General features: G+C 70.9%; 15 protein-coding genes. 2 read left to right on the forward strand and 13 right to left on the reverse strand.

All coding sequences use genetic code 11. The features are described from left to right. Positions 1 to 80: 80 nt before the first annotated feature. The 3 genes from smc to E0F75_RS15110 all read right to left on the reverse strand — a co-directional run bounded on the left by smc (position 81) and on the right by E0F75_RS15110 (position 4,847). Entirely contained in the window at positions 81 to 3,722 is a 3,642-nt protein-coding gene (smc, locus tag E0F75_RS15100; protein ID WP_187623049.1) for a chromosome segregation protein SMC, read from the reverse strand. 234 nt (positions 3,723 to 3,956) lie between these two features. Beyond that, positions 3,957 to 4,175 (reverse strand): hypothetical protein, encoded by a 219-nt coding sequence (locus E0F75_RS15105; RefSeq protein ID WP_015036455.1) that lies wholly within the window; start codon positions 4,173 to 4,175, stop codon positions 3,957 to 3,959. A 390-nt stretch (positions 4,176 to 4,565) separates the two neighbouring features. Then, positions 4,566 to 4,847, reverse strand: a complete 282-nt coding sequence (locus E0F75_RS15110; protein ID WP_187623050.1) for an acylphosphatase — start codon at positions 4,845 to 4,847, stop codon at positions 4,566 to 4,568. A gap of 202 nt (positions 4,848 to 5,049) precedes the next feature. Here E0F75_RS15110 and E0F75_RS15115 point away from each other — a divergent pair, with 202 nt between their 5' ends. Then, positions 5,050 to 6,003, forward strand: coding sequence for a CAP domain-containing protein (locus tag E0F75_RS15115; RefSeq protein WP_187623051.1), 954 nt, complete (start codon positions 5,050 to 5,052; stop codon positions 6,001 to 6,003). A gap of 92 nt (positions 6,004 to 6,095) precedes the next feature. Here the strand turns inward: E0F75_RS15115 and E0F75_RS15120 are convergent, their stop codons facing one another. Next, a complete protein-coding gene (locus E0F75_RS15120; protein WP_187623052.1) occupies positions 6,096 to 6,548 on the reverse strand; it encodes a hypothetical protein in 453 nt (150 codons plus the stop codon). 498 nt (positions 6,549 to 7,046) lie between these two features. Next, the gene (locus tag E0F75_RS15125) at positions 7,047 to 7,631 is read right to left on the reverse strand and encodes a flavodoxin family protein (RefSeq protein ID WP_187623053.1); all 585 of its coding nucleotides are present in this window, start codon (positions 7,629 to 7,631) and stop codon (positions 7,047 to 7,049) included. Positions 7,632 to 7,759: 128 nt separating this feature from the next. Between E0F75_RS15125 and E0F75_RS15130 the strand changes: the two genes are divergently transcribed. Further along, entirely contained in the window at positions 7,760 to 8,146 is a 387-nt protein-coding gene (locus E0F75_RS15130) for a helix-turn-helix domain-containing protein (protein ID WP_187623054.1), read from the forward strand. Positions 8,147 to 8,216: 70 nt separating this feature from the next. Here E0F75_RS15130 and mutM read toward each other — a convergent pair whose 3' ends face one another. The 8 genes from mutM to recG form a co-directional block, all read right to left on the reverse strand. Then, the gene (gene mutM, locus E0F75_RS15135) at positions 8,217 to 9,101 is read right to left on the reverse strand and encodes a bifunctional DNA-formamidopyrimidine glycosylase/DNA-(apurinic or apyrimidinic site) lyase (protein WP_187623055.1); all 885 of its coding nucleotides are present in this window, start codon (positions 9,099 to 9,101) and stop codon (positions 8,217 to 8,219) included. 175 nt (positions 9,102 to 9,276) lie between these two features. After that, entirely contained in the window at positions 9,277 to 10,089 is an 813-nt protein-coding gene (gene rnc, locus E0F75_RS15140) for a ribonuclease III (RefSeq protein WP_187623056.1), read from the reverse strand. Positions 10,090 to 10,109: 20 nt separating this feature from the next. Then, positions 10,110 to 10,283: a 50S ribosomal protein L32 gene (gene rpmF / locus E0F75_RS15145; protein ID WP_015036448.1), complete on the reverse strand. Its 174-nt coding sequence runs from the start codon at positions 10,281 to 10,283 to the stop codon at positions 10,110 to 10,112. Between the two features lie 2 nt (positions 10,284 to 10,285). Continuing rightward, complete coding sequence (locus E0F75_RS15150) at positions 10,286 to 10,939, reverse strand: DUF177 domain-containing protein (RefSeq protein ID WP_187623232.1); 654 nt, start codon at positions 10,937 to 10,939, stop codon at positions 10,286 to 10,288. Between the two features lie 149 nt (positions 10,940 to 11,088). Further along, complete coding sequence (locus tag E0F75_RS15155; protein ID WP_187623057.1) at positions 11,089 to 12,150, reverse strand: cell division initiation protein; 1,062 nt, start codon at positions 12,148 to 12,150, stop codon at positions 11,089 to 11,091. Between the two features lie 110 nt (positions 12,151 to 12,260). Then, a complete protein-coding gene (gene coaD, locus E0F75_RS15160; protein WP_187623233.1) occupies positions 12,261 to 12,740 on the reverse strand; it encodes a pantetheine-phosphate adenylyltransferase in 480 nt (159 codons plus the stop codon). Positions 12,741 to 12,766: 26 nt separating this feature from the next. Beyond that, positions 12,767 to 13,351 (reverse strand): 16S rRNA (guanine(966)-N(2))-methyltransferase RsmD, encoded by a 585-nt coding sequence (rsmD, locus tag E0F75_RS15165; protein ID WP_187623058.1) that lies wholly within the window; start codon positions 13,349 to 13,351, stop codon positions 12,767 to 12,769. A 67-nt stretch (positions 13,352 to 13,418) separates the two neighbouring features. Continuing rightward, the gene (recG, locus tag E0F75_RS15170; RefSeq protein ID WP_187623059.1) at positions 13,419 to 15,611 is read right to left on the reverse strand and encodes an ATP-dependent DNA helicase RecG; all 2,193 of its coding nucleotides are present in this window, start codon (positions 15,609 to 15,611) and stop codon (positions 13,419 to 13,421) included. Positions 15,612 to 15,638 lie beyond the last annotated feature (27 nt).

Below are 15,638 nucleotides of genomic sequence, written 5' to 3' on the forward strand. Positions count from 1 at the left end.
GTCAATAGCCGATATCGTGTGACTTAATCAGCATCATGAGGTGAGTTGAGTTCAACACTTGAAGGAATGGCTCCTTGACCTCAGCGCAGCCGCTGGCTGATCACCTTCGAGACGCCGTCGCCCTGCATGGACACGCCGTACAGCGCGTCCGCGACCTCCATGGTCCGCTTCTGGTGGGTGATCACGATCAGCTGCGAGGACTCCTGGAGCTCCTGCATGATCCGGATCAGCCGCTGGAGGTTGGTGTCGTCGAGCGCCGCCTCGACCTCGTCCATCACGTAGAACGGGCTGGGCCGGGCCTTGAAGATCGAGACCAGCAGCGCCACGGCCGTCAGCGAGCGCTCGCCGCCGGAGAGCAGCGAGAGCCGCTTGACCTTCTTGCCGGGCGGGCGGGCCTCCACCTCGACGCCGGTGGTGAGCATGTTGTCGGGGTCGGTGAGGACGAGCCGGCCCTCGCCGCCCGGGAAGAGCCGCGAGAAGACGCCCTCGAACTCACGGGCCGTGTCCCGGTAGGCCTCGGTGAAGACCTGCTCGACCCGCAGGTCGACCTCCTTCACGACCTGAAGCAGATCGGTCCGGGTCTTCCTCAGGTCCTCCAGCTGCTCGGAGAGGAAGCGGTGCCGCTCCTCCAGCGCCGCGAACTCCTCGAGGGCCAGCGGGTTGACCTTGCCGAGCTGGTGGTACGCCCGTTCGGCCGCCTTGAGGCGCTTCTCCTGCTCCGAACGGATGAAGGGGCGCGGCTCGTCTGCCTCCGGGGAGGCCGTGGCCTTCAGGGAGCCGGTGGCCTCCGGGGAGTCCGTTCCCCTCGGAGAGTCCGTGGCCTTCAGGGAGTCGGTGTCCTCCGCTCCCCCGACGGTCGGCGATGGCGGCACGGGCTGGTCCGGACCGTACTCGGCGACCAGCGCGGTCGCCTCCACGCCGAACTCCTCCAGGGCCTTCGCCTCCAACTGCTCGATCCGCAGTCGCTTCTCCGCGCCGAGGACCTCGCCCCGGTGCACGGAGTCGGTCAGCTTGTCGAGTTCCGCCTTGAGGTCGCGGCCCCGGTTCCGGGCGGCCGTCAGGCCCTCCTCCCGGTCGGCCCGCGCCGCCTGCGCCACCACCCGCTCCCGCTCGGCGCGGACGAGCGACACCTCGATGTGGGCGAGGAGGCTGCGGGCGCCCGCGGCGACCGCGCCCGCGACCCGCTCCTCGTGGCGCAGCCGGGCGCGGCGCTGCTCGGCACGCGCGCGTGCCTCCCGTTCGGCGCGGGCGGCCCGGTCGAGCGAGTCGGCCCGCCCGGCGAGCCCCTTGACCCGCTCCTCGTGGGTACGGACCTGGAGGCGGGCCTCCATCTCGGTCTGGCGCGCGTTGGATCCGTCGATCGCGAGCCGGTCGCGGGTGGCGGTGTCGGGTTCCTCGTCCCCGCCCTCCCCGAACGCCGCGGCCTCCTGGGCGACCAGCAGCCGTTCGGCGAGTTCCTCCGCCTCGGCGGTCGCCTTCTCCAGGGCCTCCTGGGCGCGGGCGGCGGCGGCCGCGGTCCGCTCGGCCTCCCCTGCCGCTCCCCTGGCCTGGCCGGCGAGCCGGCCGAGCTGCTGGGCGACGGCGGACTTCTCACGTTCGGCGGTACGGCGAAGGGTGTCGAGTTCCTCTACGAGCGCGCCGGCGGTACGGCGACGCTCGTCGGCCCGGCTCTTGGCGGCCGCCGACTCCTCGCACCGTACGGCGAGTTCGTCGAGCTCGGCGGCGGCCTCGTCGACCGAGGCCTGGACTTCGAGGAGGCTGGGCGCGCCCGCGGAGCCGCCCTGGGCGAAGTGCGCCCCGAGCAGGTCGCCTTCCAGGGTGACGGCGGTCGACGCGGGCCGGCTCCTGACGAGCTCGGCGGCCTGGTCCAGGTCGTCGACGACGACGACTCCGGCGAGCAACCGGCGGACGGCTCCCATGAGTTCGTCGGGCCCTCGGACGAGGTCGGCGGCGTACGGGTGCCGCTCGGCCTCGGGGGGCCCGGTCCCTCCGGAGCGGTCGGGTTCGGGGACTCCGGTCAGGAGCAGGGACGCGCGGCCGGCGTCCTGCTTGCGCAGCAGGCGGAGGGCTTCGGCGGCGGCGGAGGGGCCGGTGGCGGCGATCGCGTCGGCCGCGGCGCCGAGGGCGGCGGCGACGGGGATCTCGTATCCGGGGGTGACGGTGAGAAGTTCGGCGGCCGGGCCGAGGAGTCCGCTGAGTCCGGCGGTCAGCAGGGCTCCCGTGCCGTCCTTGCGGCGCAGTCCGAGGGCGAGGGTCTCGTGCCGGGCCTGGGTCGCGGCGCGGCGGCGTTCGACGGTGGCGGCGGCCTCACGGGCGGCGCCGAGCGCGGCCTCCGCTTCGGCCAGCTCGCGCCGGGCAGCCTCGTACCGCTCGCCGTGCTCGGTGTCCGCGGCGTCCAGGCCGTCGACCTCGGCCTTGAGCTGCTCGTACTCCTCCTGGGCGGTGACCGCCCGCTCCCCCGCCTCGTCGCGGGCGGCGGCGAGCCGGTCGATCTCGGCCTGGGCTGAGGCGGCGCGCGAGCGGGCCGCGTTGACCTGGCCGTGGAGGCGGGCGAGGCCCTCACGCCGGTCGGCGAGGGCGCGGGCCAGGTCCTTGAGGCGGCGCTCCTCGGACGCGAGCGCCTGTTCGAGCTCGGTGCGGTGGGCGACGGTGTCCTCCAGTGCGCGCTCGGCCGCCTCCAGGGCGGCCTCCAGCTCCGCCTCCTGCTCGCGGACACGGGCCGCCTCGCGCTCCAGGTCCTCCGGGTCGCGGCCGCGGCGTTCCTCGGCGGGTGCGGCGGTGGCGCTCTTCACGCGCGCGTCGGCCAGGGAGACCGTGCCGCGGACGCGTTCGGCGAGCTGGGAGAGGGCGTACCAGTTCTGCTGGGCGCGTTCGAGACGGGGCACGAGCGCGCGCGCCTCGGCCTCGAGGGTGGCCTCGCGGGCGAGCGCGGTCCGCAGTTCGCTCTCGGTGGCCTCCTTGCGGGCGAGCAGGGCCGCTTCGTCGGCGACCTCGGCGGTGAGGGCCCGCTGGAGGCGGACGAGGTCGTCGGCGAGGAGGCGGAGCCGGGCGTCGCGCAGGTCGGCCTGGATGACGACGGCGCGGCGGGCGACGGCGGCCTGCCGGCCGAGGGGCTTGAGCTGGCGGCGCAGTTCGTCGGTGAGGTCCTGCACGCGCGCGAGGTTGGCCTGCATCGCGTCGAGCTTCCGCAGCGCCTTCTCCTTGCGCTTGCGGTGCTTGAGGACTCCGGCGGCCTCCTCGATGAAGGCGCGGCGGCCCATCGGGTCGGCGTGCAGCACAGAGTCGAGCTGCCCCTGGCCGACGATGACGTGCATCTCGCGTCCGATGCCGGAGTCGGAGAGCAGGTCCTGGAAGTCGAGCAGCCGGCAGGTGTCGCCGTTGATCTGGTACTCGCTGCTGCCGCCGCGGAACATGATGCGGGTGAGCGTGACCTCGGCGTAGTCGATGGGCAGCGCGCCGTCGGAGTTGTCGATGGTGAGGGACACCTCGGCACGGCCGAGCGGGGGGCGCCCGGTCGTGCCGGCGAAGATGACGTCCTCCATCTTGCCGCCGCGCAGCGACTTGGCGCCCTGCTCGCCCATGACCCAGGACAGGGCGTCCACGACGTTGGACTTGCCCGATCCGTTGGGGCCCACGACACAGGTGATTCCAGGTTCGAACCGCAGCGTGGTGGCCGAGGCGAACGACTTGAATCCGCGGAGGGTCAGGGCCTTGAGATGCACGCCCGGGACTCTACCGGGGCTCGCGCGTTTCACCCGCGAAGGTGTAGGGCAGATCCTCGGGTGAGGAGGGGTGGGACGGGAGGGGAACGGCGGGTGAAAGAAAGAAGGGACGCCGAAGCGCCCCTTGCATGTCTGCTCCGCCGGCGTGAGTGTTCAGTTGGCTCGACCGGCATGAGTGTCCATGCGGCCGTGCCGGCGTGAGTGGTCCCCACCTGGCCCCTCGGGGCTGGGTTGTCAGGTGAGCGCAGGCTCCGCCTGGGGTACGTCGAGGTCGATGCTGTTCAGCAGTGACTCTCCCTGGTGCTGAGCGGCGGCAGCGGCAAGCGAGTCGTTCTCGGACTGGATCCGTACCAGCTCGGATTCCAGGTCCTGGACGCGCTGCTGAAGCCGTCGCATCTCGGCGAGGAGTCGCGGGTCGGAGCCGCCGACGTAACCGAGAAGCGCCTTTGCCATGATGGATGGTCCTCCACAATGAGTGACCGACCGAAGCGGTTGGGTCGTGAGGGATTTCGCACCCGCGGTGCTCGGCAGTACTGCTTGTCGTGCCGGTTCCACTGCCAAACAGCTAAGGTGCGCGGGGCTTCCAGAGTCTCACCAAAAAGTTTGACGGTCAACACGATCACGCCCCGTTTGAAGGGCCGACCGAGGAGTCCCGGGCCGCTCAGTGGGCGGCGGGGCCTCATGAACTCGGTGCCTCAGGGCGTCGCGATCATCCTTACCCGGCAGCCTTCCATGACGGGCGCCCCTTGGCAACCACCAGGCGGTTTCCCCGCCACCCGGCTGTTACCGCGCGTCCTTTCGAGGCCCCACTCGGTCACCGGAAAGGGTGCCGGAGAGTGATCGTCAGCGGATGGCGAAGCCGTCGTAGCCACCGCGCGGGGTGGCCCAGATCTCAGTGACACCGTCCACGCGCCCGGGTGTGTCGGAGGAGTGGAGCCAGGCGAGCAGACGGTGGCAATTCTCACGCGCCCCTTCGGCCACCACCTGTACCCGGCCGTCGTCGAGGTTCAGGGCGAAGCCCACCAGGCCGCCGATCTCCAAAGCGTTTGCCCTGGTGAACCAGCGGAAGCCCACTCCCTGTACCCGGCCGCGTACCCAGGCGGTCATCCGAACGTCGTCACTCATGCCTGCACGCTAACGGGCGGATTGCCAGATGAGCACATCGCCCCCGGCTCGCATGGACTACAGTCCCGACCGAACATGCCTCACCCGTTCGGACCCGCCCTGTTCGACCGCCGGTCCGAAACGGTACCGACAGCAAAGATCAGCAAAGGCCGCAGGGCCGGCACAGGACCACAGCAGGACCAGCAAGAGGAAGGCAGACCAGATGGGACGCCACCGTCGCGCCGGAGCCGCACCCGCCGCAGAAGACTACGCGGACGGTTCGGACCGCCGTCACCGGGGTACCCGCCGCAGGCGGCGCGGCCCCGTGCGCACCGGCCTGCTCGGAGCCTCCGCCGCCGTCGCGGTGGGGGCCATCGCCGTCGCCTCGGGCCTGCTGCCCGGCGGGGACACCTTCACGGTCGGCAGCGCGGGCACGAGCGAGCGCCCGAGCGAGTCCCGGCAGGCGCCGGAGCTGACGACGCAGGGCGGGGCCACGCAGACCCCGACCGGTGACTCGGGCAGCGCGCGTACGAGCACGAAGGCGAGCGCGGGTACGGACAAGGGCAAGGCGGCCTCGCCGTCGGCGACCCCGTCCACGAAGCCGACCCCGAAGGCGACGCCGACCCCGTCGAAGACGCCCACCAAGGCCGCGACGAAGACGCCGACGAAGCCGCCGGCCCCGAGGAAGACCACGGCCGCGCCCTCCACGAAGGCCCCCGCGCCGAAGCCGGAGCCGAAGCCCGACCCGACGACCGAGGCTCCGGTCGAGACGACCGCGGCCCCCTCCACCGCCGACCGCGGCGTGGCCGCCGAGGCGGAGGTCGTCCGTCTGGTGAACGTCGAGCGCGCCAAGGTGGGCTGCTCCCCGGTGAGCGCGGACGCCCGGCTCGCGGCACTGGCCGGGGCGTTCAGCTCGGACATGGCGGCCCGCGGCTTCTTCGACCACACGGACCCGGACGGGGCCACCCCGTGGGCCCGCGCCGAGAAGGCGGGCATCTCGGGCCTCGGCGGTGAGAACATCGCCCGCGGCCAGGCCGACGCGGCGGCCGTGATGGAGTCCTGGATGAACAGCGACGGCCACCGCGCCAACATCCTGAACTGCGACTTCACCACCCTGGGCGTAGGCGTCCACTTCGCCGACGGCGGCCCCTGGTGGACCCAGGACTTCGGCTACTGAGTTTTCCGGCAGGTCACTGCACATGCATGTGGGCCGCCCCGGGGCCGTGATCGGCGCCTGGGGCGGCTCACACTGCGTCTGCGGCCTACTGCCTAGCGGCCGTAGAGGTGCCTTCGCACCAAGGGGTCGTGCTCCAGAACGAAGTCCGAGACCTTCCAGAAGTCGTTCAGCAGCGAGTGCTGAAGCGCCGCTTCCCGATCGAGCTTGCGCCCGAACAGCGGGCCATCCGGATGCGCGAGGCCGGCGCTCACCAAAGTCGAAGCAGGGGAGGTCTGTCCCTGCACAGGCCCGACCCGGCAGCCGAAGGCGACATGATCGGTCCACTCGTCAGGACCGACACCCCAGGTGCCGAAGATGACGTCGATCCACGCGTCGTGGTCCCGATCCGTGTGGTGATAGCAGTCGGCGAAGTACACGGCGTACGGGGCACCGTCCGCGTAGACGAAGTCCCAGGACCGTTCCTTGAGGGCGTTGCAGCAGTCGCAGGTGAACTCACGGGTCTGACGGGCGTCGGGGCTAAAGGTCAGCAGCATGCCGGCCATCATGCTCGACGCCGTGACCTCGGATTCCAGTGGGCCCGGACGCGAGGATGTGCCGGCGCCAGTGCCATGCCAACAGGCTGGGAAAGCGTGCGCCCCAGCGCGCCGACCAGGAGCGACCGTGCTTCGGTGTGCGCCTTCCCCGCGTCTCCGGCTCCTGAAAGGCTTGCTGGTCCGAAGGCTCACCGGCGCTGAGGGGGAAGCGTGGCAACGACGCAGTCCAGGTGTGGAGCACCGACGGAGAAGGGGACCAGGTGCCGACGGCTCGCCATGATCGGAGCTTCCCGGTGCGACCGCCATCGGGGCGACTGGTCCTCATACACGATCCAGCAGCGCAAGGAAGCCGAGCGCAAGGCGAAGGCCAAGCGGAAGAAGTGACAAGGCGCAGGTCAGGGGCCTCGCCCTCACTTCTTCGACTCCTGAGCCGGTAGCCCTGCTGGACGAGTGAAAGGGCCCGTCGCCTTCTCGGTGGCGGGCCCTTCGCGTACGTCACGGCACGGGACCTCAGGCGGCGGCCTTGCCCGCCGCGAAGGTTCGGGCCGTCACGGCGACGCGGTGGCCGAGGTGTTCGGCAGTGGCGATGTCGGCCTTGTGGACGCCCTCGGGACCCAGGTCGGCCGGGGTCTGGCCGGCGGCGCCGGAGAAGAAGCCGAGGCGGTTGATGTCGTTCTCGGAGGCCTCGCTGGTGTTCCAGCCGGGCTTGAGGCCGAGGTTGATCCAGTTCATGCCGTGCTGGCCGGCGAGGATCTGGAAGTACTGCAGGGTGTGCAGCTTGTCGCCGCTCTTGGAACCGGAGTTGGTGAAGCCGGCGGCGAGCTTGTCCAGCCAGGTGTCGGCGAACCAGCGCTTCGAGGAGTTCTCGGCGAACTGGTGGAAGGCACCGGAGGCGGTGCCCATGTAGGTCGGGGAGCCGAAGACGATCGCGTCGGAGGCGTCGAGCAGCTCCCACTCGGCCTCGGTGATCCCGTCGACCTTGATCAGGTGCACGGTGGCGCCCGCCTCGACGGCACCGTCGCGGACGGCCTCGGCCAGGACCGCGGTGTGGCCGTAGCCGGAGTGGTAGGCGATGGAGACGACGGGGGTGGTCACAAGAGGCTCCTCGAACGAGAACAGGTCTGTGGGGACACCCAGAAGTAGAGCACTAACTTTTCGATAGCGCAATCTGTTGGCTAGCGCATGTCTGGCAGTGAGCGCTGTGCGAGAGTACGGTGGAGGGTATGACTGACGACCTCGCCTACGACGTGTTCGCGCGCGCCTGCCCCTCGCGCGGCACGCTGGAGCACGTGACGGGCCGCTGGGGCAGCCTGACGCTCGGCGCCCTGTACGACGGGACGTTCCGGTTCAACGAACTGCGGCGCCGGGTCGACGGCGTGAGCGAGAAGATGCTGTCGCAGACCCTGCACGCGCTGGAGCGCGACGGACTGGTCCATCGCGAGGCACAGCCGACGAATCCGCCGCGGGTCGACTACCGGCTCACCCCGCTCGGCCGCGAGATCGCGGAGCGGCTGATCGGCCTGATCGAGCTGGTGGAGGGCCGGATGCCCCAGGTCGAGGCGGCCCGGGAGAGTTACGACGCGGAGCGCGCGGCCCCGGTCGGCGCCTGATCCTCCGACACGCGCGCGACGTCAGGCGCTTGCGACGTCAGGCGCTTGCGACGTCAGCCCGATCGCGACGTCAGGCGCTCGCGCGCGGCGGTCGCTGGCAGCGCGGGCAGAAGTAGCTGGAGCGGTTCATCCACGCGCGGCGCCGCATCGGCGTACCGCAGCGGTGGCAGGGCTCGTCCTCGCGCCCGTAGGCGTCGAGCGAGCGGTCGAAGTAGCCGGATTCGCCGTTGACGTTCACGTACAGGCTGTCGAAGCTGGTGCCGCCGACCGCGAGGGCCGCGTTCATCACGTCCCGGACGTGCCCGAGGAGTTCGGCCGCGCGCGGGCGCGTGAGGGTGGCGGTCGGCCGGTCGTAGTGCAGCCGGGACCGCCAGAGCGCCTCGTCGGCGTAGATGTTGCCGACACCGCTGATCAGCGACTGGTCGAGCAGCGCCCGCTTGACCGTCGTACGGCGCAGCCGCAGCGCGCTCTGGAAGGCGGCGTCGTCGAACTCGGGGTCCAGCGGATCGCGGGCGATGTGCCCGATGACGTCCGGCAGCCCGTCGGGGGTCTGGTCGTGGAGCGAGAGTCCGCCAAAGGTGCGCTGGTCGACGAAGCGGAGCTCGGTGCCGGCCACGCCCGCGACGGAGTCGCTGTCGGATGCCGAGAAGCGGATCCGGATGCGGAGGTGCTTCTCGTCCGCGGCGTCCTCCGGCTGGACGAGCAGCTGCCCGCTCATGCCGAGGTGCCCGAGGACGGAGGTGCCGGTCTCGGCGAGCGGCAGCCAGAGGTACTTGCCGCGGCGACGCGCCACCTCGAACCGCTGCCCCTTCAGCCGGGCCGCGAAGTCCGCGCCGCCCGCCGGATGGCGCCGTACGGCCCTGGGGTGCAGCACCTCGACCTCGGTCACGGTCCGTCCGGCGACCCAGCGCTCCAGACCCCGCCGTACGACCTCGACCTCGGGCAGCTCGGGCACGGGACTCCTCCGGACGTACGTCTTCGACAGCGGTTCAACCCTACCGGGGGCCGGCCCGCGAGAAGGTCGGGAAGAAGGAAGGGAACGGGAGGAAGGGAAGGGGACGGGAAAGGGGACGGGAAAAGACGAGAACCCCGCCCTGGGGCGGGGTTCTCAAGAAGCGGGGGTGCGGCCGTCAGGCCGACGCCCGGTGGGCGGTCGAAGAGGGGTCGGCGACCTCTCCCGTTCCCGCCTCGGCCGCGGCCTTCGCCGCCGCCGCGCGTTCGTCCGCGGCCGCGCGAATCGCGCGCCACGCGGACTCCGCCGCCTGCTGTTCCGCTTCCTTCTTGCTGCGGCCGGTGCCGGTGCCGTACGAGACACCACCGACGCGGGCGGCAGCAGTAAAGGTCTTCTCGTGGTCCGGGCCCTCTTCGGAGACGAGGTACTCCGGAACACCCAGGCCCTCGGCCGCGGTGAGCTCCTGGAGACTGGTCTTCCAGTCCAGGCCGGCACCGAGGTTCGAGGACTTCTCGATCAGCGGGTCGAAGAGCCGGTGCACCAGCTCGGACGCCGCTTCGAGGCCCTGGTCGAGATAGACCGCGCCGATCACCGCTTCAAGGGTGTCGGCGAGGATGGACGCCTTGTCCCGGCCGCCCGTGCCCTCTTCGCCCCGGCCGAGCCGGATGAAGGAGCCGAGTTCGAGTTCGCGTCCCACGTCCGCCAGCGCACGCGAGTTGACCACCGCGGCCCGCAGTTTGGCCAGCTGGCCTTCCGGCAGGTCGGGGTGGGTCCGGTACAGCGTGTCCGTGACCACCAGGCCGAGCACGGAGTCCCCGAGGAACTCCAGCCGCTCGTTGGTGGGCAGACCGCCGTTCTCGTACGCGTACGAACGGTGGGTCAGCGCACGCACCAGAAGGGCGGACTCGAGCCGATAGCCGAGCCGCCCTTCCAGAAGCGTGTGGGACGAGGCATGGTCCGTCTTGTCGTCCGTCTTGCGGGACTCAGACATTGCGCCTCTCACCAGCCCAATCAGACCGAGAGGACCTGGCGCTTGTTGTAGGTGCCGCAGCTCGGGCACGCGATGTGCTGCAGCTTCGGCTCCTGGCAACGCTCACACGAAACCAGGGTGGGGACCGCAGCCTTCCACTGCGACCGGCGGTGGCGCGTGTTGCTGCGCGACATCTTCCGCTTCGGAACAGCCACGGCTACTTCTCCTGCTTCTCGGCGGCGCTTCGGACGTCCCCGTCAGAGGCCTTGCCGCTCATGTTGTCCTTCTCATCGGTTCCCAGCGAACCGGCGAGTCCCTGCAACGCCGCCCAACGAGCGTCGACGGCGTCATGGTGGTGGTCCGGGTTCTCGTTCAGGTTGGTTCCACACTCGGAACACAGGCCTGCACAGTCCTCCCGGCACACCGGCTGCATCGGCAGTGCAAGCACCACCGCATCACGCAGCACGGGTTCGAGGTCGAACATGCCGTCCTCGAGGGGGATCATGTCCTCGTCTGCCTCGGCTTCGTCGTCCGCGGCCGCCTTGGAGCGGCCCCGGTCGTCGGAGTCGGGGTACGAGAACATCTCCTGGAAGTCCACATCGAGCTCCAGCTCGACGGGCTCCAGACACCTTACGCACTCCCCCTCGGCCGATGCACGGGCGGTGCCTGTGACAAGCACCCCTTCCATGACCGACTCAAGACGGAGATCGATTTCCACCGGAGCGCCCTCGGGCACTCCGATCACTCCTTCGACGCCCAGGTCCCTGGGGGCCTCGATCGAACGCGAGAGCCGCTGGAGGGCACCAGGACGCCGCCCCAGCTCGTGTGTGTCGAACACGAGGGGGTTGCGGTGGTCGAGGCGCGTGCTCAGGGCTCTTCCTGCTTTCGAATCGTGCTGCGTCGAGGAGGCTGCCAGACATGGGCAGCATGGATCGCGGAGATACGCGCGACCGAAGAGCCAGGATACTGGACGCTTCGCTCAGGGCCCAATCCGGGCCTTGAGGTCTTACCGGCCCCGCTCTACTGCCCCTGTTCGTACCGGCGCAGCTGCTCCAGGTCGATCATGCCCGTGTCGAAGAAGCTCGTCTCGTCGAGCGCGGCGCCCTGCTGCTGGTGCCCCTGCGGGTGGACCTGCTGCTGGACGGGCTGCTGGTACGCGTACGGGTCCTGCTGCTGGTAGCCGTACGGGTCGGCGTGCTGCGGCTGCTGCTGGTACGCGTACGGGTCGGGCTGCTGCTGGACCTGCTGGTAGCCGGCGTACGGGTCGGGCTGCTGCTGCACCTGCTGGTACGCCGCGTACGGGTCGGGCTGGGGCTGGGACTGCTGCTGGGCGGGGATCTGGACCGGTTCGGGGTCCGAGAGCTCCGCGAGTCCGGCCAGGTAGTCGGAGTCGCTGGTGTGCACGGAGGCGCCGAGACCCTCCTGGGCGGCCATGTGCTCGCCCAGCGCGTCGGTGGCGATCCGGCCGTGCAGCTTCTGCCGGCCGCGTCCGACGGCCTCCAGGGTCTTGCTGAGCACCGCCTCGAAGGCGCCGAGCTTGGCGTCGACGTACTCGTCGGCCCGGTGGATCAGGGTCTGCGGGTCGGCGCTGTACTCGGGGGCGTCCTCGTCCGCGTAACCGTTCTGGTCGAGGCCGGGGCCCCGGCCGAGGAGCTTCTCGCGACCCCGGTCGACGGAGCCGATCGTCTTGTTGAGGACGACCTCGAAGTTCGCCAGCTTGGAGTCGACGTAGTCGTCGGCCTCGGCGCGGACCTCCTCGGCCTCGCGGCGGGCCTCGGAGAGGATGCGGTCGGCCTCCTCCTGCGACAGCCGGGCGACCTGGGTGTCGGAGACGATCGAGCCGCGCTCGGCGTGGGCGGCCTCGATGATCCGATCCGCCTCCTGACGGGCCTGCTCGACCATGTGCTCGCGGCCGCCGATCAGCTCCTGGGCCTGCGCGAGGGAGCCGGGCAGGGCCTCCCGCACCTCTTCGAGCAGGGCGAGCAGCTCGGCGCGATTGACCACGCAGGATGCCGACATGGGCATGGAGCGGGCGCCCTGCACGGTCGCGACGATCTCGTCGAGCTTCTTCTGTACGTCCACCGGGTGCTCGCCACTCTCTACAGCTGGATGGAGACGGACGGGACGACTGTAAGGGCAGTCGGCGCCCGTCCGACACCGGGTGACGGAGCGTCAGCGGCGGTGGCCGCGCGTCACTTCTGCGCCAGGCGCTCGGTGAGCCGGCCGAAGACCGCCGGGGGCACCAGGTGGGAGACGTCGCCGCCCCAGGCCGCGACCTCCTTGACCAGCGAGGACGACAGGAAGCTGTAGGTCGGGTTGGTGGGGACGAAGAGGGTCTCCACGCCCGTGAGGCCGTTGTTCATCTGGGCCATCTGCAGCTCGTAGTCGAAGTCGCTGACCGCGCGCAGTCCCTTGACGATCGCGGGGATGTCACGCTGCTTGCAGAAGTCGACGAGCAGTCCGTGGAAGGACTCCACCTCGACGTTGCCGAAGTCGGCGGTCACCTCGCGGATCAGCTCGATCCGCTCGTCGACCGTGAACAGGCCCTTCTTCGACTGGTTGATCATCACCGCGACATGTACGACGTCGTACAGCTTGGAGGCGCGGGCGATGATGTCGAGGTGTCCGTTGGTGATGGGGTCGAATGACCCCGGACAGACGGCGCGGCGCAACTTGGGTCCCTCGCTCTCCGGTCCGGTCATCGTGCGTCTTCGCACGTAGAGGCGGCGCGACCGTACCAAAACGTTCCCTCGCCGTAACGACGGGCCCGCAGTGGTGCGAAACCGGCCGGCCAGCCGAACTCTCCGCCTCTGGTGCTGCGCTCCACGGTGACGAGGGCGTCGTCCGCGAGCCAGCCCCCCGAGCGGAGTGTGAGGAGTATCTCGCGAAGATCCTCGTCGGTGACGGCGTACGGCGGGTCGAGGAAGACCAGGTCGTACGGGTCGGAGGGCGCCGGTCCCGTCACGATCTGCTCCGCTTTGCCGGTGCGGAGTTCGGCTCCGGGCAGGCCGAGCGAGCTGATGTTCTCGCGGATGGTGCGAGCGGCGCGCGGTTCGGCCTCGACGAGGAGGGCGTGGGCGGCTCCCCGGGAGAGCGCTTCGAGGCCGACGGCTCCGGAGCCGGCGTACAGGTCGGCGACCCTGGCCCCGTCGAGGGTGCCGAGGAACGCGCCCCAGGTGGAGAAGAGGCCTTCGCGCGCCCGGTCGGAGGTGGGGCGGGTGCCGTTGCCGGGCGGCACGGCCAGGCGGCGCCCGCCGGCCGTGCCGGCGATCACGCGAGTCATCGGTGTCCTCGTCCTGCGTCGTCCAGTGCGTACGTCTCAGGATATGACCGCGGTCCACACCGCGCGGTCAGCCCTTCTCCAGGTACTCCTCCCGGTCCTTGTCGAGCAGGGCGTCGAGCGCGGTGCGCAGGCCCGGGTGGGCGGTGAGGTCCGGGTCGGCGAGGACGACGGCGGTGGCCTCCTCGCGGGCGGCGGCGATGACCTCCTCGTCGTCGATGACGGCGAGCACCCGCAGGGAGGAGCGGACGCCTGACTGTGCCTGGCCGAGGACGTCGCCCTCGCGTCGCTGTTCGAGGTCGATACGGGAGAGCTCGAAGCCGTCGAGGGTGGCGGCGACGGCGGCGAGGCGCTGGCGGGCGGGGGTGGCCTCGGGCATCTCGCTGACGAGGAGGCAGAGGCCGGGTGCCGAGCCCCGGCCGACGCGGCCGCGGAGCTGATGGAGCTGGGAGACGCCGAAGCGGTCGGCGTCCATGATCACCATGGCGGTGGCGTTGGGGACGTTGACGCCGACCTCGATGACGGTGGTGGCGACGAGGACGTCGAGCTCGCCCGCGGCGAAGCGGCGCATGACGTCGTCCTTGTCGTCCGGGTGCATGCGGCCGTGCAGGACGGCGATCCGGAGTCCGGTGAGGGGCCCGGTGCGGAGCTTCTCGGCCACGTCGAGGACGGCGAGCGGCGGGCGCTTCTCGGCCTCGTCCTCGGCGGACGCCTTCGCCTTCTTCTTCTGGTCCTCCTCGTCGCCGATGCGGGGGCAGACCACGTACGCCTGGTGGCCCTTCTCGACCTCCTCGCGGACCCGTTCCCACGCGCGCGTGAGGAAGTGCGGCTTGTCGGCGGCGGGCACGACATGGGTGGCGATCGGGGAGCGTCCGGCGGGCAGCTGGTCCAGGACGGAGGTCTCCAGGTCGCCGAAGACGGTCATGGCGACCGTCCGCGGGATGGGGGTGGCGGTCATCACCAGGAGGTGCGGGGGCTGCTTCCCCTTGCCGCGGAGGGCGTCGCGCTGCTCGACGCCGAAGCGGTGCTGCTCGTCGACGACGACCAGGCCCAGGTCGTGGAACTGGACCTTGTCCTCGATCAGCGCGTGGGTGCCGATGACGACGCCGGCCTCACCGGTGACCAGGTCGAGGAGGGCCTGCCGGCGGGCCGCGGTGCCCATGGAGCCGGTGAGCAGGACGACCTTGGTGGCCCGGTCGGCGCCGCCGAGCATCCCGCCCTCGGCGAGCTCGCCCATCATCTCGGTGACGGAGCGGTGGTGCTGCTGGGCGAGGACCTCGGTGGGGGCGAGCATGGCGGCCTGTCCCCCGGAGTCGACGACGGCGAGCATGGCGCGCAGCGCGACCAGGGTCTTGCCCGATCCCACTTCGCCCTGGAGGAGGCGGTGCATGGGGTGGTCGGTGGCGAGGTCGTCGAAGATCTCCTTGGAGACCTTCCGCTGGCCGTCGGTGAGGGTGAAGGGGAGCTTGGCGTCGAAGGCGTCGAGGATGCCCTCGGGGACGGGCCGGCGGGCGACGGCGGGGAGTTGGGTGTCGGCGTGCCGGCGGCGGGCGAGGGCGACCTGGAGGACGAAGGCCTCGTCCCACTTGAGGCGCTCGCGCGCGGTGGCGATGTCGGCCTTGGTGCGGGGCCGGTGGACGAGCCGGAGGGCGTCGGGGAGCTCGGCGAGACCGCGGCCCTCGCGCAGGGCGTCGGGGAGCGGGTCGACGGCGTCGACGACGCTGGGCAGGACGGCGTCGACGGCCTTGGCGATCTTCCAGGACTCCAGCTTGGTGGTGGCCGGGTAGATCGGGATGAGGGCCCCGGCCCAGACGTCCACGGCCTCCTCGCTGTCGCCGCGGAGGAGTTCGTACGACGGGTGGGCGAGCTGGAGGCGCCGGTTGAAGAGCGAGACCTTGCCGGCGAACATCGCGCGGGTGCCGGGCAGCAGGTCGTGGTGCGGCTTGTGCACGCCCTTGCCGAAGAAGACCAGCTGGAGGCGGCCGCTGCCGTCGGTGATGGTCACTTCGAGGCGCTGGCCGCGCCCCTTGGAGCCGTTGAAGGTGTGCACTCGGGCGTCGGCGACCTGTGCGACCACCGTGACGTGCTCGTCGAGCGGCAGGTCGGCGAGGGTCGTCAGCTCCCCCCGCTCGGCGTACCGGCGGGGGTAGTGGTGGAGCAGGTCACCGACCGTGTGCAGGTCGAGTGCCTCGGCCATGACCTTGGCGGTGGCGGGGCCGAGGGACTTCTTGAGTGGTTCGTCGAGCGCGGGCACGCGTTCCATTGCACACCACGCGACCGACAGTCGTCC

It is taken from the genome of Streptomyces sp. CB02980 (assembly GCF_014451325.2).
GTDB lineage: Bacteria > Actinomycetota > Actinomycetes > Streptomycetales > Streptomycetaceae > Streptomyces.